16 protein-coding genes are annotated in these 21,075 nt (G+C 72.6%); 9 read left to right on the top strand and 7 right to left on the bottom strand.

The features are described from left to right. Window positions 1-32 precede the first annotated feature (32 nt). Together ABD211_RS19960 and ABD211_RS19965 are read left to right on the top strand one after the other, a co-directional pair. The gene (locus tag ABD211_RS19960; RefSeq protein WP_344133937.1) at window positions 33-161 is read left to right on the top strand and encodes a hypothetical protein; all 129 of its coding nucleotides are present in this window, start codon (window positions 33-35) and stop codon (window positions 159-161) included. Between the two features lie 374 nt (window positions 162-535). Beyond that, entirely contained in the window at window positions 536-961 is a 426-nt protein-coding gene (locus ABD211_RS19965) for a phospholipase A2 (protein ID WP_344133940.1), read from the top strand. 2 nt (window positions 962-963) lie between these two features. On the opposite strand, the gene ABD211_RS19970 is transcribed toward ABD211_RS19965, so the two are convergent. Further along, window positions 964-1,953, bottom strand: coding sequence for a right-handed parallel beta-helix repeat-containing protein (locus tag ABD211_RS19970; protein ID WP_344133943.1), 990 nt, complete (start codon window positions 1,951-1,953; stop codon window positions 964-966). A 116-nt stretch (window positions 1,954-2,069) separates the two neighbouring features. Here ABD211_RS19970 and ABD211_RS19975 point away from each other — a divergent pair, with 116 nt between their 5' ends. Continuing rightward, window positions 2,070-5,300 (top strand): tetratricopeptide repeat protein, encoded by a 3,231-nt coding sequence (locus ABD211_RS19975; RefSeq protein WP_344133946.1) that lies wholly within the window; start codon window positions 2,070-2,072, stop codon window positions 5,298-5,300. A gap of 91 nt (window positions 5,301-5,391) precedes the next feature. Here ABD211_RS19975 and ABD211_RS19980 read toward each other — a convergent pair whose 3' ends face one another. After that, the gene (locus tag ABD211_RS19980; protein WP_344133949.1) at window positions 5,392-6,543 is read right to left on the bottom strand and encodes a CaiB/BaiF CoA transferase family protein; all 1,152 of its coding nucleotides are present in this window, start codon (window positions 6,541-6,543) and stop codon (window positions 5,392-5,394) included. A 19-nt stretch (window positions 6,544-6,562) separates the two neighbouring features. Then, on the bottom strand, window positions 6,563-7,723 hold the full coding sequence (locus ABD211_RS19985) for a hypothetical protein (RefSeq protein WP_344133952.1): 1,161 nt from the start codon (window positions 7,721-7,723) through the stop codon (window positions 6,563-6,565). An 82-nt stretch (window positions 7,724-7,805) separates the two neighbouring features. Between ABD211_RS19985 and ABD211_RS19990 the strand changes: the two genes are divergently transcribed. Continuing rightward, the gene (locus tag ABD211_RS19990) at window positions 7,806-8,258 is read left to right on the top strand and encodes a hypothetical protein (protein ID WP_344133955.1); all 453 of its coding nucleotides are present in this window, start codon (window positions 7,806-7,808) and stop codon (window positions 8,256-8,258) included. Between the two features lie 54 nt (window positions 8,259-8,312). Further along, window positions 8,313-9,194: a CPBP family intramembrane glutamic endopeptidase gene (locus ABD211_RS19995; protein WP_344133958.1), complete on the top strand. Its 882-nt coding sequence runs from the start codon at window positions 8,313-8,315 to the stop codon at window positions 9,192-9,194. Window positions 9,195-9,218: 24 nt separating this feature from the next. On the opposite strand, the gene ABD211_RS20000 is transcribed toward ABD211_RS19995, so the two are convergent. After that, complete coding sequence (locus tag ABD211_RS20000; protein ID WP_344133961.1) at window positions 9,219-9,809, bottom strand: DUF4291 domain-containing protein; 591 nt, start codon at window positions 9,807-9,809, stop codon at window positions 9,219-9,221. 61 nt (window positions 9,810-9,870) lie between these two features. Next, on the bottom strand, window positions 9,871-13,386 hold the full coding sequence (gene metH, locus ABD211_RS20005) for a methionine synthase (protein ID WP_344133964.1): 3,516 nt from the start codon (window positions 13,384-13,386) through the stop codon (window positions 9,871-9,873). Between the two features lie 228 nt (window positions 13,387-13,614). Here metH and ABD211_RS20010 point away from each other — a divergent pair, with 228 nt between their 5' ends. Continuing rightward, complete coding sequence (locus ABD211_RS20010) at window positions 13,615-14,481, top strand: PAC2 family protein (protein ID WP_344133967.1); 867 nt, start codon at window positions 13,615-13,617, stop codon at window positions 14,479-14,481. 7 nt (window positions 14,482-14,488) lie between these two features. Here the strand turns inward: ABD211_RS20010 and ABD211_RS20015 are convergent, their stop codons facing one another. After that, on the bottom strand, window positions 14,489-15,700 hold the full coding sequence (locus ABD211_RS20015) for a pyridoxal phosphate-dependent aminotransferase (protein ID WP_344133970.1): 1,212 nt from the start codon (window positions 15,698-15,700) through the stop codon (window positions 14,489-14,491). A 129-nt stretch (window positions 15,701-15,829) separates the two neighbouring features. On the opposite strand from ABD211_RS20015, the gene ABD211_RS20020 reads away from it, so the two are divergent. Continuing rightward, complete coding sequence (locus ABD211_RS20020) at window positions 15,830-16,624, top strand: GntR family transcriptional regulator (RefSeq protein WP_344133972.1); 795 nt, start codon at window positions 15,830-15,832, stop codon at window positions 16,622-16,624. Here the strand turns inward: ABD211_RS20020 and ABD211_RS20025 are convergent. Then, window positions 16,621-19,560 carry a prealbumin-like fold domain-containing protein gene (locus ABD211_RS20025; protein ID WP_344133974.1) on the bottom strand — a complete coding sequence of 980 codons (2,940 nt, stop codon included), beginning with the start codon at window positions 19,558-19,560 and terminating at the stop codon, window positions 16,621-16,623. The two genes, ABD211_RS20020 and ABD211_RS20025, sit on opposite strands and share 4 nt — an antisense overlap. Window positions 19,561-19,755: 195 nt before the next feature. Between ABD211_RS20025 and ABD211_RS20030 the strand changes: the two genes are divergently transcribed. Continuing rightward, complete coding sequence (locus tag ABD211_RS20030; RefSeq protein ID WP_344133977.1) at window positions 19,756-20,070, top strand: PadR family transcriptional regulator; 315 nt, start codon at window positions 19,756-19,758, stop codon at window positions 20,068-20,070. Then, window positions 20,070-20,948 (top strand): hypothetical protein, encoded by an 879-nt coding sequence (locus ABD211_RS20035; RefSeq protein WP_344133980.1) that lies wholly within the window; start codon window positions 20,070-20,072, stop codon window positions 20,946-20,948. Before ABD211_RS20030 ends, ABD211_RS20035 begins: the two co-directional genes overlap by 1 nt. Window positions 20,949-21,075: the final 127 nt, after the last annotated feature.

The following is a 21,075-nucleotide window of genomic DNA, read 5'->3' on the forward strand; positions in this document are numbered from 1 at the left end:
AGCAAACCCTGAGGTGCCGGGAGGCATAGATCGTGAGGCCGGTCACCATTCCCGTCGCGGACGCGATCGACGCGATCGAGGAGGCCCTGCGCGCCGGCCTGGACCTGAGCCCGACCCGCCGCGCTCCAGCGTCGCCCTCCCCCACGGCCAACTCCTGCTGATGCCCGCGTCAGGCGCCCGGTACGTCGGGGTCAAGCTCGTGACCGTGAACACCGCCCCGACCGCGACCGCCCGGGTCCAGGGCGTCTAGCCCTCTTCGACGCCGATACGCTGAGCGACGAGGCTGCGGCGCGGGTCGGTCGGGTGGACCCCAGATGGCCGGGTCGTCGGCGTCCGCGCCGCCCACGGCGTCGTCGTCGAACAGCGCAGGCGTCTCCACCCGCGCGCCGACACCTCCACGATCGACGGCGCGGCGGCCGTCGGCGCTGACGTGCCCAATAGAAGGACAGAAACCATGGCGAGTACGGAATAACGACGCATGCGCGGCACGCTACGAACCGCGGGTCACCGTCCCGTGCGCGCGGCCGAACGCCCGATGAGCGCCGCACTACCGCCCGGCGACGCGCACAATGAAGAAGCCATGGTGAGTACGGCCGTCCGGCGCGTGATCGTGGCCCTCACCGTCGTGGCGCTGGCCGTCGGCGGTGCGGCGGACCCGGCGCGCGCCCACGACGGCGCGCACGCGTGGCCGACAGACGGCTGCACGGCCGCCCCGGACTTCGCGTTCCGGCACGCCTGCGTGCACCACGACGGCTGCTACGCCCTGCACCAGGCCCGCCGCGCGACCTGCGACCGCCGTTTCCTGGCCGACATGCGCGCCGCCTGCCGCCGCCAGCGGGTGGTCGTCAGGCAGTCCTGCCAGGCCACGGCGTACGTCTACTACGGCGCGGTGCGCCTGCTCGGCGGCTTCTTCTACCACCAGCGCAACCCCCACGACCGCATCCACACCCCGGTCGGCTGAGGTCACGGAACGGGCACCGTCCTGCCGCTCTGCCACTTGTTGTTGCGCCAGACGTTGCCGCGGCCCTTGCCGTTGAAGAAGATGGCGGGGCCGAAGCCGGGCTTCACCTTGGTGCTGAAGACGTTGTCCTTGATGACGAGGTTGTACGTCGGGTCGTCCTGGCCGCCGGCGTACAGGGTGTAGCCGCCGCCGCCGAGGAAGTTGTGCTCGAACAGGATGTCGTGGCAGGGGTTGTTCGTGTCGCTGTAGATGCCCATCGCGGCCGTCCCGCCGAGCGTGTTGATGATCGTGTTGTTCCGGACGACGAGTTTCAGGCCCTTGGCCGGGCCGCCGGTCACCCGGATCATGTCCACCTCACCGTCCGCCTGCGGGAAGTGGTGCGGGTCGTGCAGGTAGTTGTTCTCGATCAGGCCGTGCTGTGTGTCGATGGCCTTCTTGCTGATCCCGGAGATGTCGCTGTAGCGGACGGTGACCATGCCACCCAGGTTGTCGATTCCCTTGGTCATCTCCTCCTTGGTCGAGCCGATGATGTCCACGTGCTCGACCACGAGACCCTTATAGCCTTCCCACTGCAGGATGCCCCAGTACGTCGGCCCGCCGCTGCTCGGGTTGCGGATGCGGACGTTGCGGACCGTCACGTTGTTCGCCTCGATCCGGACGTCGCCGAGCAGGTCGATGTTCTGGATGACCGTGCCGGACTTCTTGACGAAGATCTGCCCGGTGCGCTTGGTCAGCCGCACCCCCGGCTCGACCCCGGTCGTGTCGGCGTTCGGCCATTCCGCGCCGTTTCCGGTGGCACCCGTGGGGCTGGGCCCAGGCGACGGCGTCGCTGACGTGGTGGGCGGGCTCGGCGTCGCGGCCGGGGGCGCGCCGACCTGCGGCTGCCGTCCCTCCGGCTCGTCACCGCACGCCGTGAGCAGGCCGACGGCACCGAGCAGCAGGGTGGCGGAGAGTAGCGCTGCGGGCCGGAACGGAACTCTCGAGGGGCGCACCGCACCACGATAGACGCCCGACCCGGACATCACGTTGATGACCCACTATGCGTACGTTAGGTTTGATACCTACTTTAGGTTCAGACTGGCGACCGGGCACGGCACGGGGTGGAGGCGTGAGCGCGATCGAGACCTTCGGCGCGCTTGTTCGTGACGCCCGGCTCGCAGCCGCCATCAGCCAACAGGAGCTGGCCGGGCTCGCCGGAATCAGCGTGGCCGCGCTGCGGGACCTCGAGCAGGGCCGGGTCCGTCGGCCGAGACCGGCCACGGTTGATTCGCTCATCGCCGCGCTCGGCCTGACCGGTGACCGCGCCGCCGCACTCCGCGATGCCGCCGCCGAGCACCCGCGGACGGCACCAACCCGGCCGACGGGCCCGGTGCGGATCGGGATCCTGGGACCGCTGACGGTCCACTGCGGAGCGGAGCCGGTGCCGCTCGGCAGAGGGTCGCGCCGTGCTGTGCTCGGCCGGCTCGCGCTGTCGGCGAACACCCCGGTTCCGGCTACCGCGCTGGTCGATATGCTCTGGGCCACCCTGCCCGCGGAGCCGATGCGGACGTTGCAGACCTACGTGTCCCGGCTCCGGTCAGCGCTGCGCCCGACCGCAGCGATCACCTGGACGCCGGCCGGCTACCAGCTCGATCTCAGTGACGAACAGCTCGACCTGACCCGGTTCCGCACCCTCGTCCGGGCGGCCGACACGACGGCGCCGGTCGAAGCGCTTGAGCTCCTCGCCGAGGCAGCCGCGCTGTGGCGGGGCGGTCCGCTCGCCGACGTGCCGCAGCTGCGCGACGGTCCGCTCTGCACCGCCGTGACGGACGAGCGGATCAGCATGCTGCTGCGCTTCGCCGACGTAGCACTGGAGGTCGGCGCGCCGGCCCGCGCCGTGCCGGCCCTGCGGGAGGCCGCCACCGCCGCCCCGCTGCACGAGCCGTTGCATGCTCGGCTGATTGCGCTGCTGGCGGGCGGGGATCTGCAGGCCGAGGCACTCTCGACCTACACCGGGATCCGCCGCCGCCTGATCGACGACCTCGGTATCGAGCCCGGTTCCGAGCTCGTCGAAGCCCAGGTACGCGTGCTGCGGCAGGTGCCGTCCGGCCCGCCCCGGACACCGTCGTCCGCCACCACGGTGGTGGGTGTGCCCGCGCAACTGCCCGCCGGCGTGGAGCCGTTCGTCGGGCGGAGCGACGCGCTCGCCGCTCTCGACGCCGCGCTCGGTGGACCGGCTGGGGCGGTGGCGGTGGTGTCCGGCACGGCGGGCGTCGGCAAGACGTCGCTGGCTGTGCACTGGGCGCACCGGGCGCGTAACCGGTTCCCCGACGGCCAGCTCTACGTGAACCTGCAGGGCTTCCGCCCGGCGTCGGCGCCCCTGACGGCCGGCGAGGCGCTGCACGGCTTCCTTACCGCGCTCGGAGTGCCAGCGACCCGCATCCCGGCTGATCTAGCCGCCCGGGCCGCGCTGTACCGCACGCTGCTGGGCGACCGGCAGGTCCTCGTGGTGTTGGACAACGCGCGCGACGCCGATCACGTCCGGCCGCTGCTGCCCGGCGCGGCCGGCTGCCGCACCCTCGTGACCAGCCGGCACCAGCTCCCCGGGCTCGTCGCCGCCGAGGGCGCCCGACTGGTGCCACTGCACCTGCTCGACGACGGCGAGGCGCGGCTCCTCCTGTCCCACCGACTCGGCGACGACCGGACCACCGCGGAGCCCGGCGCCGTCGCCACGATCATCACGCGGTGCGCCCATCTCCCGCTCGCACTCGCGATCGCCGCCGCCCGCGCGGCCGTCCGGCCCGGTGCGCCGCTGGCCGACCTGGCCGCCGACCTGATCGACGACAACCGGCTCGACACGTTGACCACGGGCGAGGCGGGCACTGACATACGGGCGGTGTTCGACTGCTCGTACCGGCAACTGACGCCGGCCGCGGCGAGACTGTTCCGGCTCTTCGGCCTGCATCCCGGCCCGGACCTCGACGCGCCGGCCGCGGCGAGCCTGGCCGGGCTCCCGGTAGCGCGGACCATGCCGCTCCTGACCGAGCTGACCGGCGCCCATCTGCTCGCCGAGTCGGCACCACGCCGGTTCACCGGCCACGACCTGCTCCGGGCGTACGCCACGGACCGCGCGCGCGTTGACGAGCCCGCGCCCGCCCGCGATGCCGCGGTCGGGCGTCTGGTGCGCCACTTCGTGGTCACAGTGCGGGCCGCGGTCTCCGTCCTGTATCCCGGCGAGCCCGGCACCGGCCCGACCGACGGCTTCACCGGACCGGTCGCCGCGCGCGGCTGGTTGGACGCGGAGCGGGCCAATCTGGTGGCGTTTGTCCGGCACGGACAGCCCGCCCACGTCATCGCCCTGGCCTCGGCCGCCTTCCACTACTTCGACGGCGGACACTACCTCGAAGCGCACGAACTGCACCGCCGCGCCCTCACCGCGGCGCGGACCGTCGGCGACCGGGCCGCGGAGGCGGCTGCCGAGCACCATCTGGGCGTCACGTGTCGCCGCTTCAGCCGCTACCCCGAGGCAGCCGGGCACCATCAGCGGGCCCTCGCGCTCTGCCGCGACCTCGGCGACCGCGCCGGTGAGGGTCGCGCGCTGGCCGAGCTCGGCGTCGCGTACTGGCGACTCGGTGACTACGACCGGTCGCGGGCCCACCACGCCGCGGCGCTGGGCGTGTTCCGCGAGGTGGGAAACCAGGTGGGTGAGGCCTACCAGCTGATCAGCTTCGCCATCGGCGACCGCCAGCTCGGCGACGTCCGGTCCTCAGCCGATGGGCTCCTGCGCGCGTTGCGCCTCCTGCGTGCGGTCGGTCACCGCCTCGGCGAGGCGTACGCGCTCGATCAACTGGGACTGACGTGTCAGCTGGCCGGCGACCACGGACAGGCCGTCGACTGCCACGAGCAGGCCCTCGCGATCTGCCGGAACCTCGGCTACCGGCCTGGTGAGGCCGCCGCCCTGACCCACCTCGGCCGGGCGGTGCACGCCATCGGGCGGCTGGCGGACGCGGTCGACTACCACCAGCAGTCCCTCGCGGTGTACCGGGAGACCGGCGAACGCAGCTACGAGCTCGAGGCGATCAACGCGCTCGCGGCGGCGCAGTCCGCCGGTGGCGACCTCGATGCCGCTCAGACCACGTACATGACCGCCGTCGGCCTAGCCGAACGCACCGGGGACCGTCGCGAGCAGGCCGCCGCCCACGACGGCCTCGCCGCCGTGCACCAGGCGGCCGGCGACGCCGACCGGGCCGAGCGGCACCGGCTTGCGGCGCACACTATCTACACGGATCTGGGGCTGCCCGACGCGGGCCGGCTCGCCGTACAGGGCGGACACAGGCTGCACGGCCGCTCCGGGACCTGAGCCGCCGTTCGGCACCCGGAAGGAGGGCACCGAACGGCGGCAGGGCTGATGAACACCCTCCCGATCCGGGCCCGTACCTCGGAACGGCCGGTCACGGTCGGTCCTCACCGGTCGGCGCGGCGTCGAGCCAGTGCGTCACCTCGGCGGTGTGTTCGCCGAGGTCGGGCGGCTGGCGCCGATACCGGGGCGGGGTGGCGGACAGGGAGATCGGGTTGGCCGTCAGCCGCATCGGCCCGGGCGGGCCGTCGAGATCCACGGTCGGGCGCAGGCCCAGACCCTCGGCCAGGGCGAACGCCTCGCCGATGTCGTTGACCGGCCCGCAGGGCACGCCCAGGGCGGTCAGCCGGGCCACCCAGAAGCTGGCGGGTTGACGGCCCAGGCCCGACGTGATGGCCGCGCCGAGCTCGTCGACGTGCGCGACGCGCAGCTCGTTGGTGCGGAAGCGGGGGTCGTCGGGCAGGTCGAGGGCGGCGCACAGGGCGGCGAACTGCCGGTCGTTGCCGACCGCGATCACGATGGGCCGGTCCGCGGCCTGGAACACCTCGTACGGCGCGATGGACGGGTGCCGGTTGCCGAGCCGGCGCGGCACCGCGCCGGTCAGGGTGTGCGCGGCGCTCTGGTTGACCATGCTGGACAGCAGGCTGGTCAGCAGGTTCACCTCGACGAGCTGACCCTCCCCGGTGGCCTCGCGGTGGCGCAGGGCCGCGAGGATGCCCACGGCCGCGTGCAACCCGGCGAGTACGTCCACGAGGGCGACACCGGCCTTCAACGGCTGTCCGTCGGGGGCGCCGGTGATGCTCATCAGCCCGCCGACTGCCTGCACGAGGAGGTCGTAGCCGGGCATGGCGGCCCCGTCGCCCGGCCCGAAGCCGGTGACCGAGCAGTAGATGACGCCGGGGTTGGCCTGCCGGACCTGCTCGTAGCCGAGGCCGTAGCGGGCCATCGTGCCGGTGCGGAAGTTCTCGACCACGACGTCCGCCCGCCGGGCGAGCTCGCGCGCCCGGCGCAGTCCCTCCGGCTCGGTGAGGTCGAGACCCACGGAGCGCTTGTTCCGGTTGACGGCCAGGTTGTAGGTGGCGCGCCCGTGCGCGTACGGGGGTCCCCAGGCGCGGGTGTCGTCGCCGGAGCCGGGACGCTCGACCTTGATGACGTCGGCGCCGAGGTCGCCGAGCAGCATCGTCGCGTACGGGGTGGCGAGCACCCGCCCGAAGTCGGCGATCACCACGCCCGCCAGTGCCGTCATATGCTCGATCTTTCCGTACTTACGCCCGCCAGTCGTGGGTGGCGAGCGCGGGGACCTTGTAGTCGGTCAGCAGGCCGCTGTCGGCCGCGGCGGCGACGACGCGCGGATCGAGCAGCCAGGCGACCGTCGCGTGGCCGCCCGGGTAGAGGACGAACAGGCGTCTGGTCGCGCCGACCTCGGCCACCAGGTCGTTGATCACCGCGAGCGGCCGGACCGTCGACGCGCCCCACGGGGAGTGCCTGGCCCACTCCTCTTCCCGCCAGACGACGCAGCGGCGGCCGTTGATCGCGACGACGTACTCGCCCTTGCCGACCTCGGCGGGTTCGGTCACGGTCTCGAACCGCAGCTCGACGCCGCAGGTCCGCAGGGCGGGCGCCATGGTCGCGAGCACGCGGCCCAGGCCGCCCCCGGCCATCTGTTCGCCGTCGACCGGGAACCACCGCACGCCCGGGTCCTCGCCGAAGGACACGAACGGGTAGACGCCACCCGCTACCGACCGCTCGGCGGCGTCGGCGTCGGCCGGTGAGGAGTGCTCCCACAGGCCAAGGCTCCGCAGTGTGCGGGCCAGCTCACCCCACCGATGATCCGGCGGCCGCGCGCCCGGTTCGGTCGCGGCCAGGTCGTGGGTCGCCAGGGCGGGCACCTCGTGGTCCTTCCCGATCAGGCCGCTGTCGGCGATAGCGGCAACGATACGCGGATCGAGGAGCCAGGCGATGCCCTCGTTGCCCCCCGCGTACAGGGTGAACAGGCGCTTGGTCGCGCCGGCCTCGGCCAACAGGTCGTTGATCACCGCGAGCGGCCGGACCGTCGCCACCTCCCAGGAGAGGTAACCGGCCCACTCCTCCGGCCGCCACACGACGCAGAGACGGCCGTTGATCATCACGGTGTAGTCGCCCTCCTCTTCCCCGACCGGTTCGTTCACCCGCTCGATCCGCAGGTCGACGCCGCAGGTCCGCAGGGCGGGCACCAGGTGCCGCAGTTGGCGGTCCACGCCGCACTCGGCCATCTCCTCGCCGTCGACGAAGAAGAAGTCGAGGCCCGGCTCGTCGCCGAAGCCCACGAACGGGTACTCGACCTCCGCCGCCATCCGCTCGGCAGCCGCCGCCTCGTTCTCGGAGAGGCGCTCCCACAGGCCGAGGCCACGCAAGGTGCGGGCGAGGTCGACCCATCGCTGATCCATCCCCGCATCATGCACGTCGGGTCGGACAGGGCGGCACGTGGACGCGACGCCCACTGGCTGTCATCGCCTACCGTAAATGGCGATGACGGACCCACGCGCGGCGTTCATTCCAGGGCTGCAGGCGATCGGCAGCGTCGGCGTCGGCCTGCTGATCATCGTCGTGGTGCCGGTCGCCGTCTTCCTGCTGATCCGCGTCCTGCGGGTCGCGGCCCGGTGGATGAAGGAGTCGATCCCGCCGTGCCCCGGGTGCGGCGTCGCGATCGACGCGGGCATGCTCCGCAAGCCGGCCCGTCCGGTGGTCTTCCAGCTGGTCGGGGTCGCGATGGCGCTGCTGGTCTTCGCCTCCATCGTCACCTGCGTCGTGGGCCTGGCGACGGCCGTCGGCGACATGCCGATGGATGGTCCACAGTGGTACGTCCCGCTGTTCCTGACCGCGCTCGGGACGGCGGTCGGCAGCCTCAAGCTGATGCTCATCCTGTTCCGCCCGCCGGTGGCGTACCACCCACGGTGCGGGTGGGTGCGCAAAGACCCGTAGCGCCGCGTTCGTCGATATCCTGTCTCCGCCCACGCGCCCGCCGGGGAGGACGCCATGCAGGCACGGCACACCGCCCGCATCATTCTGATCGCCGGCCTCGGCGTGTTCGCCGCCGCGCTGGTCGGGCTGCTCGTCAGCGGTCACCACGGGCTGCGGCCGTCGACCGACTCCACCGACCTCATCGGACTCGACGACGCCATCGTCCCGGCACTGGTGGGCCTGCTGCTGGTGCGGCTCGTGCCGCCGCGCGCCGAGCGCCTCGACGCCATGCCCGGCATGACCAGGTCGACCGCCGCGCGGCAGGCGTGGCAGCTCGTCGCCATCGCGGCCGGCCTGCCGGTCGCGCTCTACGTGGCCGTACTCGCCGGGGCACCGGACGAGACGGTGGGTGGGCTGTGGGCGCTGAGCAAGGTGCTGGTTTTTCTCCTGCTGACCTGGGGGCTGTTCCGGCCGGACTGGCTGGGCACGCCCGGCATCTGGTGGCCCGACGCCGGCTGGCGCTGGTGGGGTCCGCTGCCCGCGCTCGCGGCCTTCGCGCTGCTGACGAGCGTCGGGCCCGTCGCCGGCCAGCACCCGGACGCGGCCGACTACCCGGACCCGGCGCTGCTCGCGATCGGCGCGACCGTCACGTTCCTCACCGCGAACGTCACCGAGGAGCTGTTCTACCGGGTGATCCTGCAGACCCGGCTGGAGGCCGTCCTCGGCCGCTGGGCGGCGATCGTGTCCACCGCGCTGCTGTTCGCCCTGCTGCACCTGCCCACGCACGGCCAGACCGGCTCGGCGCTGGGCGGCCTGCCGCTGACCCTGGCCGCGATCGTGGTCTTCCAGGGCACGACGGGGGTGTTCCTCGGCTACCTGTGGTCGCGCTACCGCAACGTGTGGGCCCAGATCACCGCCCACACCATCATCAACACCCTGCCGCTGGTGTTCCTCTGACCTGAGCGGCGACGCGCCGGAAACTCAGCCATCGGCGAAGATCTTCCTGGCGACGGCCGGGTCCAACGGGTAGGGACGCTCGGGCGGAAGGAGCCGCTCCGCCTTGGCGGACTGGCCCGCCCGGACCATGGCCGCGATCTTCCTTACCGTCGGCGTCAGATCGGTCAGGCTCACCACCCAGTCGCCGACGTACTCGCGGATCAGCGACCGGCCCACGCCGACCTGGATGCTGTAATGGTTCAACGCCGCCCCGCGAAGCGTCCGCTCCGGGTCCCACTGGACGTGCACCCGCGCCCGGCTGAAGGCCTCGTGCCACGCGGCGGCACTGCCGTGCACGGCCGGCTCCGGCGCGGTGAGCACCGCCTCGGACAGCGCGCGCGTCCAGCCGTCCCGGGTCATGCGGACCGCCAGGATCCGATCCTGGCCGGGCTTGCGTGCCCAGTTGCTGCGGTGGCCCAACCACCGCAGCGATGGCTTGATCCACGTCATCCGCGTCAACGAGAACGGCGGCACGAACCGGCCGGCCGCGAGCGCCGCGTCCGCGATCGCGGACGGGTAGGCCTGGTAGACGACGATCGTTGTCGCGTCGAAGTCCGCCCGGATCTGGCGCTGCATGACCGTGACGCTGTCACGTCGCCGCGCCCGTGGCGAGCCGTTTTCCAGCGCGTCCCACGGGTTACTTCGCGTTGAAGTAGCTGGCCTCGGGGTGGTGGACCACGATGGCGTCCGTGGCCTGCTCCGGGACCAGCTGGAACTCCTCGGACAGCGCCACGCCGATGCGCCCGGCGCCGAGCAGGTCGACAACCTTCGCGCGGTCCTCCAGGTCGGGGCACGCCGGGTAGCCGAACGCGTACCGGCAGCCCCGGTAGTCCGTGTTGAGGATGCCCGCGAGGTCGGTCGGGTCGGCGTCGGCGAGCGTCGAGCCGTCCGGCAGGACCAGCTCGGCGCGCATCCGCTTGTGCCAGAACTCCGCGAGCGCCTCGGTCAGCTGCACGGACAGGCCGTGCACCTCCAGGTAGTCGCGGTAGGCGTTGGCCGCGAACAGCTTCGAGGTGTACTCGCTGATCGGGTGCCCGACCGTGACGAGCTGGAGGCCGACGACGTCCAGTGAGTCCGACCGCGGGGCGAAGAAGTCGGCCAGGCACAGGCGCCGCTCGCTGCGCTGGCGCGGGAACGTGAAGCGCGCCCGCTCCGCGTGACCGTTCTCGTCGAGGACGACCAGCGTGTTGCCCTCCGCGTAGCACGGGAAGTACCCGTACACGACGGCGGCCTCGAGGACCTGGTCGGCGACGAGCCGGTCCAGCCAGTAGCGCAGCCGGGGGCGGCCCTCGGTCTCCACCAGCTCCTCGTAGGTGGGCCCGGCGCCGCCCCGGGCGGGCTTGAGACCCCACTGCCCCAGGAAGGTGGCCCGCTCGTCGAGCATCGAGGCGTACTCGGTGAGGTTGATGCCTTTGATGACGCGCGTGCCCAGGAACGGGGCGCGCGGGCGCGCCACGTCGAGCGCCACGTCGGAGCGCACCGAGTCGTCGGCGAGGTCGGGCAGCTCCGACGTCACCATCGCGCGGTGGCGCTCGCGGCGGGCCCGCCGCTCGGCCAGCTTCTGCTCGCGCTCCGCGTCGACCGCCGGGGCGTCGCCGCGCTTGACGGCCATCACCCGGTCCATGAGGGACAGTCCCTCGAACGCGTCGCGGGCGTAGTGCACCTCGCCGGAGTAGAGGGCGCGCAGGTCGTCCTCGACGAACGCGCGGGTCAGCGCCGCGCCGCCGAGCAGGACGGGCCACCGCCGCGCCACGCCCCGCTGGTTCATCTCCTCGAGGTTCTCCTTCATCACGACCGTGGACTTCACCAGCAGGCCCGACATGCCGATCGCGTCAGCGGCGTGCTCCTCGGCGGCCTCCAGGATCGCCGAGATCGACTGCTTGATGCCGATGTTGACGACCTCGTAGCCGTTGTTGGACAGGATGATGTCGACGAGGTTCTTGCCGATGTCGTGCACGTCGCCCTTGACCGTCGCGAGCACGATGCGGCCCTTGCCACCGTCGTCGTCGGCCTTCTCCATGTGCGGCTCCAGGTAGGCGACCGACGCCTTCATCACCTCGGCCGACTGGAGCACGAACGGCAGCTGCATCTGGCCCGAGCCGAACAGCTCGCCGACCGTCTTCATGCCGGCCAGCAGCGTGTCGTTGATGATCGCCAGGGCGGGGCGCGTGGCCAGGGCCGCGTCGAGGTCGGCCTCCAGGCCCGTGCGCTCGCCGTCGATGATCCGGCGCTGAAGGCGCTCGTCCAGGGGCAACGCGGCCAGTTCCTCCGCGCGGCTGGCCCGGGCCGAGGCGACGTCGACGCCCTCGAACAGTTCCAGGAACCGCTGCAGCGGGTCGTAGCCCTCCCTGCGGCGGTCGTAGACCAGGTCCAGCGCCACCTCGCGCTGCTCGTCGGGGATCTTCGCCATCGGCAGGATCTTCGACGCGTGCACGATCGCCGAGGTCAGGCCCGCCTGCACGCACTCGTGCAGGAACACCGAGTTGAGCACCTGGCGGGCGGCGGGGTTGAGGCCGAAGGACACGTTCGAGATGCCGAGGGTGAAGTTCACCCCGGGGTACCTCCGGGAGATCTCCCGGATCGCCTCGATCGTCTCGATGCCGTCGCGGCGGGTCTCCTCCTGACCGGTGCCGATCGGGAACGTCAGGCAGTCCACCAGGATGTCGTGGCGGTGCAGGCCCCAGCGGCCGGTCAGGTCGTCGATGAGCCGGGAGGCGACGCGCACCTTCCACTCGGCGGTGCGGGCCTGACCCTCCTCGTCGATGGTCAGCGCGACGACACCGGCACCGTGCTCCTTGACCAGGGGCATCACGCGCTCGTAGCGGGAGTCGGGGCCGTCGCCGTCCTCGAAGTTCACCGAGTTGATCAGGCAGCGGCCGCCGAGCATCTCCAGACCGGCCTCCAGGACCGCCGGCTCGGTCGAGTCCAGCATGATCGGCAGCGTGGACGCGGTGGCGAACCGGCCGGCCAGCTCCCGCATGTCGGCGGCGCCGTCGCGGCCCACGTAGTCCACGCACAGGTCCAGCAGGTGCGAACCGTCGCGGGCCTGCTCGCGGGCGATCTCGATGCACGCCTGGAAGTCGCCGGCCAGCGTCGCCTCCCGGAACGCCTTGGACCCGTTGGCGTTGGTCCGCTCCCCCACCATCAGCACGCTCGCGTCCTGCGCGAACGGCACGTGGTGGTACAGCGACGAGGCGCCCGGCTCGACGACCGGCGCCGGCGCGGCCGCGCTCAGGCCGCGCACGGCGGCGACGACCTCGCGGATGTGGTCGGGCGTCGTGCCGCAGCAGCCGCCCACCAGGCGCGCGCCGTAGTCGGTGACGAACCGGTGCAGGGCCGTTCCCAGGTCGCCGGCCGACAGCGGGTAGCGGGCGCCGTCGGGGGTCAGCTCGGGCAGGCCCGCGTTCGGCATGACCGACAGCGGGATCCGGGCGTGCTGCGACAGGTAGCGCAGGTGCTCGCTCATCTCGGCCGGGCCGGTCGCGCAGTTCATGCCGATCAGGTCGATGCCCAGCGGCTCCAGCGCCGTCAGGGCCGCGCCGATCTCCGAGCCGAGCAGCATCGTGCCCGTCGTCTCGACCGTCACGTGGCAGATCAGGGCGACCTCGCGGCCGGCCGCGGCGATGGCCCGCCTGGCGCCGATCACGGCCGCCTTGGTCTGCAGCAGGTCCTGACAGGTCTCGATGATGAGCGCGTCCGACCCGCCCGCGATGAGGCCGGCGGCGTTCAGCTCGTACGCGTCGCGCAGTGTGGTGAACGACACATGGCCGAGCGTCGGCAGTTTGGTGCCGGGGCCCATCGAGCCCAGCACGAACCGGGGCTGGTCAGGGGTACTGAAGGCGTCGGCCGAGGCCCGCGCGAGCGCCGCGCCGACCTCGGACAGCTCGTAGATGCGCTCGGAGATGCCGTACTCGCCGAGGGCGGCGAGGTTCGCGCCGAACGTGTTCGTCTCCACGCAGTCCGCGCCGGCCGCCAGATAGGCGTCGTGGATGCCCCGCACGACGTCGGGCCGGGTGACGCTGAGGATCTCGGTGCACCCCTCGTGGCCCTGGTAGTCGTCCAGCGTCGGGTCCGCCGCCTGCAGCATCGTCCCCATCGCCCCGTCGGCGACGAGGACCCGGTCGGCGAGAGCGCGCAGAAAGGTATCGGACACGCTCCAAGGCTAGCGGGCGGGCACGTGCGCCCAGCGGCGTCGGCGGCCATGATCACACCCCGCAAGATCGCACCGCGCGCCGTGCGCGGGTGATCGCCCGGACACGTAGGCTTGCGGACATGAGGGAGAGGACCGGACACGAGGTGACGGCATGAGCGAGCGTCAGCGAGCGATTCATCTGCTCAGTTCTGACTCATGCCGGTGCCGGAGCGCAGCGGAGGTGCCGGCATGAGCGACTTCGACGGGCTGCCGGTGTTGCGGTCGCCGGTTGCCGTAGCCGCTTTCGAGGGGTGGAACGACGCCGCCGACGCGTCCACCGGGGCCGTGGAGCACCTGGAGGACGTCTGGCAGGCGCGCCGGATCACCGCGCTGGACCCCGAGGAGTTCTACGACTTCCAGGTCAACCGGCCGACGGTGCGCTCCATCGACGACGACACCCGGGTCATCGAGTGGCCCACCACGCGGTTCTCGGTGGCCAGCCCGCCCGGGTCCGACCACGACGTGGTGCTCATCCGGGGCATCGAGCCCAGCACCCGGTGGCGCACGTTCGGCGAGCAGGTCCTGGAGATCTGCCACAGCCTGGAGATCAACCGCGTGGTGCTGCTCGGCGCGCTGCTCGCCGACGTCCCGTACACCCGGCCCCTGCCGATCAGCGGCAGCGCCACCGAGGCCGCCGACGTCGCCCGGTTCAACCTGACCCCCAGCCGGTACGAGGGCCCGACCGGCATCGTCGGCATCCTGCAGGAGGCGTGCCGGCACGCCGAGGTCGACGCGCTGTCGTTCTGGGTGCACGTGCCGCACTACGCCAACAACCCGCCCTGCCCGAAGGCCACGCTCGCCCTGCTGCACCGGGTCGAGGAGGTGCTCGACCTGCCCGTCCCCATGGACGACCTGGCCGAGCGGGCCGCCGAATGGGAGCAGCGGGTCCGCACCGCCGCCGAGCAGGACGCCGAACTGGCGGAGTACCTGCGCGAACTGGAGGAGCGCGCCGGCGAGGAGGGCCTGCGGCCGCTGTCCGGCGACGAGATCGCCCAGGAGTTCGAGAAGTACCTGCGCCGCCGCGGCGGCCCGGGCGGGCCGACCGCGGGCATCTGACGCCCAGCTACTGGCGGTAGGTGGAGAGGAAGCGGGCGAGCCGGCCGACCGCGTCGGTCAGGTCGGCCACCCGCGGCAGGGTCACCACCCGGAAGTGGTCCGGGCGCGGCCAGTTGAAGCCGGTCCCCTGCACGATGAGCAGCTTCTCCTGGCGCACCAGGTCGAGCGCGAAGCGCATGTCGTCGACGATCGGGTAGACCTTCGGGTCCAGGCGCGGGAACGCGTACAGGGCGCCCTTGGGCTTGACGCAGCTGATCCCCGGCACGTCGTTGAGCAGCCGCCAGGCGGTGTCGCGCTGCTCGACCAGCCGGCCGCCGGGCAGGACCAGGTCGTTGATGCTCTGGTAGCCGCCGAGCGCCGTCTGCACCGCGTACTGGGTGGGCACGTTCGGGCACAGCCGCATGTTGGCCAGGATGTCCAGGCCCTCGATGTAGCTGGCCGCGTGCTTCTTGGGGCCGGTGACGACCATCCAGCCGGTGCGGAAGCCGGCCACCCGGTACGCCTTGGACAGGCCGTTGAAGGTCAGGCAGACCAGGTCGGGGGCGAGCGTCGCGGTGCAGGTGTGCGTCGCGTCGTCGTACAGGATCTTGTCGTAGATCTCGTCGGAGAAGATCACCAGACCGTGCCGGCGGGCGATCTCCACCAGTTCGTTGAGGACCTCGCGGGAGTACACCGCGCCGGTCGGGTTGTTCGGATTGATGATCACGATCGCCTTGGTGCGGTCGGTGATCTTCGACTCGACGTCGCGGACGTCGGGGTTCCAGTCGGCGCCCTCGTCGCACAGGTAGTGCACCGCCCGGCCGCCGGCCAGGCTCGTCGACGCCGTCCACAGCGGGTAGTCCGGCGCCGGGATGAGCACCTCGTCGCCGTTGTCCAGCAGCGCCTGCAGCGACAGCGTGATCAGCTCGGAGACGCCGTTGCCGAGGTAGACGTCCTCGATGTCGACGCCGCCCAGGCCCCGGTCCTGGTAGTACTGCACGACCGCGCGGCGGGCCGACAGCAGTCCCTTGGAGTCCCCGTACCCGTGGGCGGCCGGCAGGTTGAGGATCACGTCCTGGAGGATCTCCTCCGGCGCCTCGAAGCCGAACGGGGCCGGGTTACCGATGTTGAGCTTGAGAATGCGGTGCCCCTCGGCCTCCATCCGCTTGGCCTCCTGCATGACAGGGCCTCGGATGTCGTAGCAGACGTTGGCGAGCTTCGCGGACTGGGTGACCTCCATGCTTCGACATTAGAGCGGTCGGGCGCACCGCTGGTCCATCAGGTTTTCTGACGTCCGCGGCGTGGGAATGTCGCCGCGCGCACCTCCCCTATGGCATCCTAGGAGGCTAGGCCTTAGGAGGGAGCCTCCGTGACCAATCCCGGCACCGCCGAGCACCCCCACCGCCAGATCGCCGCCCACCTGCGCCAACGCATCCGCCACGGCGAGTGGGGCCCCGGCGAGCGGTTGCCCGCCATCCCGACGCTCGCCGCCTCCTACGGCGTCGCGAAGCAGACGGTGCAGCGCACCATCGACCAGCTCCGCGTCGAGGGCCTGCTGATCACCAAGCCCGGCTCGGGAACTTTCGTGCGCGGCACCCGGCGCCGGTTCAACCGCCTGGCCCGCGGCCGCTACGGCGCCCAGCGCGGCTACCACGCCGACCTCGCCGCCCGGTACCGCCAGCGGCTGCTCTCGGTCGGCCGCGAGGGCGCCCCGGCCGAGGTCGCCGACGCGTTCGGGGTCGCCGACGGCACCGAGCTGATCGTGCGCCGCCACCTCGTCGTCGCGCCCGAGGAGCAACCGGCCGAGGTGGGCGCCTCCTGGTTCCGCACCGCCGACGCCGCCGGCACGACGCTGGAGCGCCCCGAACCGTTCGGGCGACCGCTCTACCAGGAGGTCGAGGACGTCCTCGGGCGCTCGTACGCGCGCGCCGCCGACTCGCTGTCCGCCCGGTTGCCCACCCGGCAGGAGGCTGAGCTGCTGCGCATCCGACCCGACACCCCCGTGCTGCACCTGCTGCACATCGCGTTCGACGCCGAGCACCGTCCCCTCGAGGTCGCCCAGGCGACCTGGCCGGGACCCATGACAACCCTGACCGAGGAGTACGCCGTGCCCGCCGCGCGGCCCGCGCTCCCCGATGACGAGCCCGGCCTGGCGCTGGGCTAGGCCGTCATCGCCAGGTACTCCAGCGTCACGGTGTACCGGTCGGGGCGCACGGACGGCACCAGGATCCGGTAGTCGATGCCCAGCGCGTCGCCGCCGGGCGTCGACGGCGTGTCCTGCGCGTGCAGCAGCGCGGTGGTGAGCCGGTCGAGCGGCTGGAAGTCCGGCTGGCCGGGCCCGCGCACCGTCAGGCTCGCCACCGCGATCCGGTCGGGGTTGTCCCCCGCCGCCGGCGTCAGCTCGTCGGCCGTCGCGTGGACATTCAGGGAGTACCCCGTGAGGTTGTCAGTGGTCACGGTCGCGGTGACCGCGTCGGCCCGGGTCACGGTCGCCCCCGGCGCTCCGGGCAGGTCCACGGCCGGCGGGTCCAGCGTCAGGTTCAGCGTGGGTGCGGCGACCGGGACCGCGACGACGCAGTCGACGCCGCGTGTCCCGGTCGCGGGGCAGTTGTTCGCGGCCGCGGTGGACGTGACGGCGCTCGTCATGATCCCGTCGCCCGCGCCGGCCGGGCGGACGGTCACCGAGAACCGGATGTTCGCCGTGGCGTGGGCGGCGAGCGGCCCGGTCCAGGTCAGGGTCGCGGTCCCGGGATCGAAGGTGACCGCGCCCGTGTCTGTCGACGCGTCGCGGTACGCGGCGTCGTCGAGGACCGGGCCCAACGGGATGGCGAAGGTGGCCTCCGTCCCGGCGTAGGCCGCGTCGCTCGTGTCCGTGGCGGTCACCGTGAACGTGACGGCGGTCCCCGGCAGGGCGCGCGCCGTGTCCGCCCCGATGGCCAGGCGCAGCGACCTGCGGCTGTCCGTGACGAGGCAGACGAGCACGGTCCGTGGGCCGATCGCCGCGCCCGCGATGGTCACCGTGGCTCCGCTCAGGCCGACACCGGTCGCGGCCGACCCGGTCGCCGCGTCGACACACGCCACGGCGCTGGGACCCCAGGCCGCCCCGGTCTCGGTCAGCGTCACGTCGGTGCCGGGCTCGGGCACGAGCAGCTCGCCGCCGGGTGTGCCGAACGTCGGGTCGAACGTCGTGGCGCCCGATCCCGTCGTGGTGACGGAGAAGGTCCGGTCGTCGGTGGGCGTACCCGAGTCGGTGTCGATGTTGGTGCCGGTGAAGGGGAACGTGCCGGTCCCGTCCACCGACCGTTTGCGCAGGCAGATCGCCGTCGACTGGACGCTGACCTCGTCCAGCCAGATGTCGTCGCCGGTCGGGGGCACGTGCGCGTCGCCGGTGCCGGTGACGCCCATCCGCAGGCGCAGCTCCCCCGACCGGGGCACGTTCGCTGGCAGGATGACCGTCACCGGCCGGGCCACGCCCATCGGGATGGTCGCGGGGGTGACGGTCGCCCCGTTGGTCGCGCTCAGCGTCGCGGTGCCGCCGAACTTGTCGGCCGCCTGGCTGGTGAGCAGCGTCGCGTACACGGTGCCGGCGTACACGATCTCGAAGGTGGCCTGGTTGCCGCCGCTGCCACCGCCGCCATCGGCCGGCCGGAGGTCCATGAGGAGCGCGCTGGACGGGGCGACGCCGTAGACGGTCTGGGCGAGCCAGTCCGTGGCCAGCACCGCGTTGTCGCGGGTGACGTTGGCCCGGCCGCCGGTCACGACCCACCCGGAGCCCGCCGACCACGGGGCGACCAGGCCGTCGGTGAAGCCCGGGTTGCGGACGGGATTGGTCACGCACGGCGAGGTCACCGGGGGCGGGCGGCTGGCGAACCCGCAGACGATGTCGTCGTTGGCCACCAGGTCGTACGGGTAGGTGAGCGTCTTGCCGGTGGTCCGGTTCGTGCACGCCGAGGTCGTCATCACCCAGCCCGCGACCGGGTCCTGCGTGATGCTGTTCGCGCTCAGCGTCGTACCCACGGGCGTCTTCGCCAGCAGCACCGAGCCGGTCCCGCCGACCGTGGTGATGGTCGCCGTGGTCGGCGCCGGGCCGCCCTTGACCGTGTAGCTGAAGGTGGCGTCCCCCTCGCTGGTGGCCGCGGTGATCGTCACGGTCGGTGCGGTGCCGGCCGCGTTCACCGTGACATTGGCCGGGCGTTCCGGGTGCAGGTTGGCATAGTCGCAGGTCGCCGCGCCGCCACCGACGGTCGTCAGGCCGAGGCCGCGAAACGCCGCGCGCCCGGCGCCGCGACCGACGGCGTCGTCCCGGTTGGCCATCCGGAGACTGAACCGGTACGCCCGGCCGGCCGCGACCGCCCACGTCGCGCTGGTCCAGCCGGTCGGAGCGGAGGTGACCTCGGCCCGGTTGACGTACGCGCCGGTCGGCCCGGCCGCGGCCGACGGGTCGTAGGCCGGCGACCAGTCGAGGTAGGCCCCATCGTCGGCCTGGCCGAGGCAGACGGCGACGTTGCCGGTGGCGGGCGCGTAGTAGGTGCCGGTCAGGGTCCACGCCCGGACACACTGGACGGTGGCCGAGCCCACGCACGCGACGTCCGGCACGCTCGACACCACCTGGGTCGTCGCGGTCCGGTCGGCGCACGCGGACGGCTGGCCGTACGCGTTGGTGAAGTCCAGGCACGGCGGCTGGCCCGCGGTGTAGGGGTCCGAGGGCGGCCACACGGCCGACACGGCGGCGGTGTCGTCGTTGCCCACCCAGTCGGGCGTGAACTCCGTGAGCAGCAGGTTGCCGCCGACCGGGTTGACCTCGCGGGCGGTCACGTCGCCGAAGCCGCCCGACCTCACCCCGGTGGTGGCGCCCGGCGGCGCGGAGACGTAGACGGCGACCGCGGCGCTCGCGTCGACGGCCAGGCTGGACAGCGCGCAGACCACGGTCGGCGCGGCGTACCCGCAGCTGCCTCCGGCGATACTCGCGTTCTGGAAGACCAGACCCGTGGGTACCCGGTACGTGACGCCGACGTCGGTGGCGACGCTGGGCCCCCGGTTGATGACGGCGCCGGTCACCGCACCGGACGGGCCGCCGACGGTGATCGTCGGCGCGGTCACGCCGACGATGAACAGCTCCGCCCGGCTGCCGTCCCACGGCCAGGACCGCCGCCACGAAAGAGCTCAGCGCGCCGCCCATCGGCATAAATTGAGCGTATCGGCATTGTCGTTGCCACCAATGCATAAATAGGACAGGAGGGTGGCTCGCGTTGCTACGCCGTGCGATACTACGTTCAACGTAATAGAGGAGGCGACGTGAGTGGGCTTTCCGAGCTGGGACGTTTCTCTGAGCCGGCCGTACTCATCATGATCAGTCTTGCGGGCGGACCGCGGCACGGCTACGCCATGCAGGACGACATCGAGAATCTCGCCGGCGAGCGACCCGGCCCCGGCACCCTCTACGGCGCAATCCGACGCCTGGAGGAGCACGGGCTCATCGAGTCCCTGCCCGAGACCGACCGCCGCAAGCCGTACCAGCTCACCGACGCGGGCCGGGCCGCGCTCACCGCCGAGCTGGAGCGCATGCGCGCCGTGGCCAGCACCGGCCTGCGCCGGCTGGCGGTGGCCTGATGCACGCCCGGCTGATCCGCGCCGTCGTGGCGCTCTACCCCGCCGCCATGCGCGAACGCTACGGCGACGAGATCGCCGACCTGCTCGTCCGCTCCCGGCGACCGGGCCGCGACCTTCTCGACGCCGCCGGCACCGGGCTCACCGAGCGGGCCGGCGGGGTGACCCGGCCCCGGGTGCGCGGGGCCGCGCGCGCCACCCTGTCGCTGCTCGCCGTCCCACTGGGGCTGGAGGTCGCGATGGTGGCCGCCATGACCATGGGCGTCATCCTCACCGGCATGGTGGTGCCCACCGCCAGCGCGCGCGTCGTCTTCGGGGTCACCGCGGCCACCGTCATCCCCGTCGCCCTGCTCGCGTGGTGGTGGGCGCGACGGCTCGGTCGCGCGGGCACGATCGCGGCCCCGGCCGTCACGGCGCCGACGGCCATGGCCACCGTCCTCGTGATCACGGCGATCGGCCCGGCCGTCGTGCTGCCCGGCGACTCCATGGCGTACACGCTGTCCACCGTCGGCCTCGCGACCGCCGCCTGGTGCGCCGCGCTCCTCCTGGTCGGCGCGGTGGTCCAGCGCGTACGGGTCCGGTTCGGCGCGCGCGCCGCCGCGGTGACGGCGGTCATCGGCGGCCTCGTGGCGCTCGAGCTCAGCACGATCGTGAACGTGCTCGCCGCCCGCGACGCGACGGTCCTGCCCCGCGAGTACGCGCTGGTGTGGTACCCCCTGTCCGTGACGGGCCTCGGGCTCGACCCCGGCGGTGACCTCATCGACGCCGTGGGCATCCTGCCTGGCCTGCTCACGCTGTACACGCTGTTCGCGCTCCGGTTCGCGGCGGTCGCCCCCGACCGGCGCCGGGCCGCCGAGCCCGCCCTCGCGCCGACGGCGTGACGCACCACGTCTCGTTCGCGGGGCCGCTCGTCACCAAGCGGTACGCCTCGTGGGGTCGCGACGAGCACCGGCGCGAGTGGGTCGCGCTGGGGCTCGTCGCGCGGCACGCGCCCGGCCTGGCACCCCG

The sequence above is a fragment of the Luedemannella flava genome, from assembly GCF_039528515.1.
GTDB lineage: Bacteria > Actinomycetota > Actinomycetes > Mycobacteriales > Micromonosporaceae > Luedemannella > Luedemannella flava.

Bases quoted from the DNA above. Each gene is read 5' to 3' on its own strand.
- ABD211_RS20010 (WP_344133967.1), top strand. From the start codon at position 13,615: ATGAGCGACTTCGACGGGCTGCCGGTGTTGCGGTCGCCGGTTGCCGTA.
- ABD211_RS19980 (WP_344133949.1), bottom strand. From the start codon at position 6,543: ATGACGGCACTGGCGGGCGTGGTGATCGCCGACTTCGGGCGGGTGCTC.
- ABD211_RS19990 (WP_344133955.1), top strand. From the start codon at position 7,806: ATGACGGACCCACGCGCGGCGTTCATTCCAGGGCTGCAGGCGATCGGC.
- ABD211_RS20000 (WP_344133961.1), bottom strand. From the start codon at position 9,809: ATGCAGCGCCAGATCCGGGCGGACTTCGACGCGACAACGATCGTCGTC.
- ABD211_RS20035 (WP_344133980.1), top strand. From the start codon at position 20,070: ATGCACGCCCGGCTGATCCGCGCCGTCGTGGCGCTCTACCCCGCCGCC.
- ABD211_RS19995 (WP_344133958.1), top strand. From the start codon at position 8,313: ATGCAGGCACGGCACACCGCCCGCATCATTCTGATCGCCGGCCTCGGC.
- ABD211_RS19985 (WP_344133952.1), bottom strand. From the start codon at position 7,723: ATGGATCAGCGATGGGTCGACCTCGCCCGCACCTTGCGTGGCCTCGGC.
- ABD211_RS20015 (WP_344133970.1), bottom strand. From the start codon at position 15,700: ATGGAGGTCACCCAGTCCGCGAAGCTCGCCAACGTCTGCTACGACATC.
- ABD211_RS19965 (WP_344133940.1), top strand. From the start codon at position 536: ATGAGCGCCGCACTACCGCCCGGCGACGCGCACAATGAAGAAGCCATG.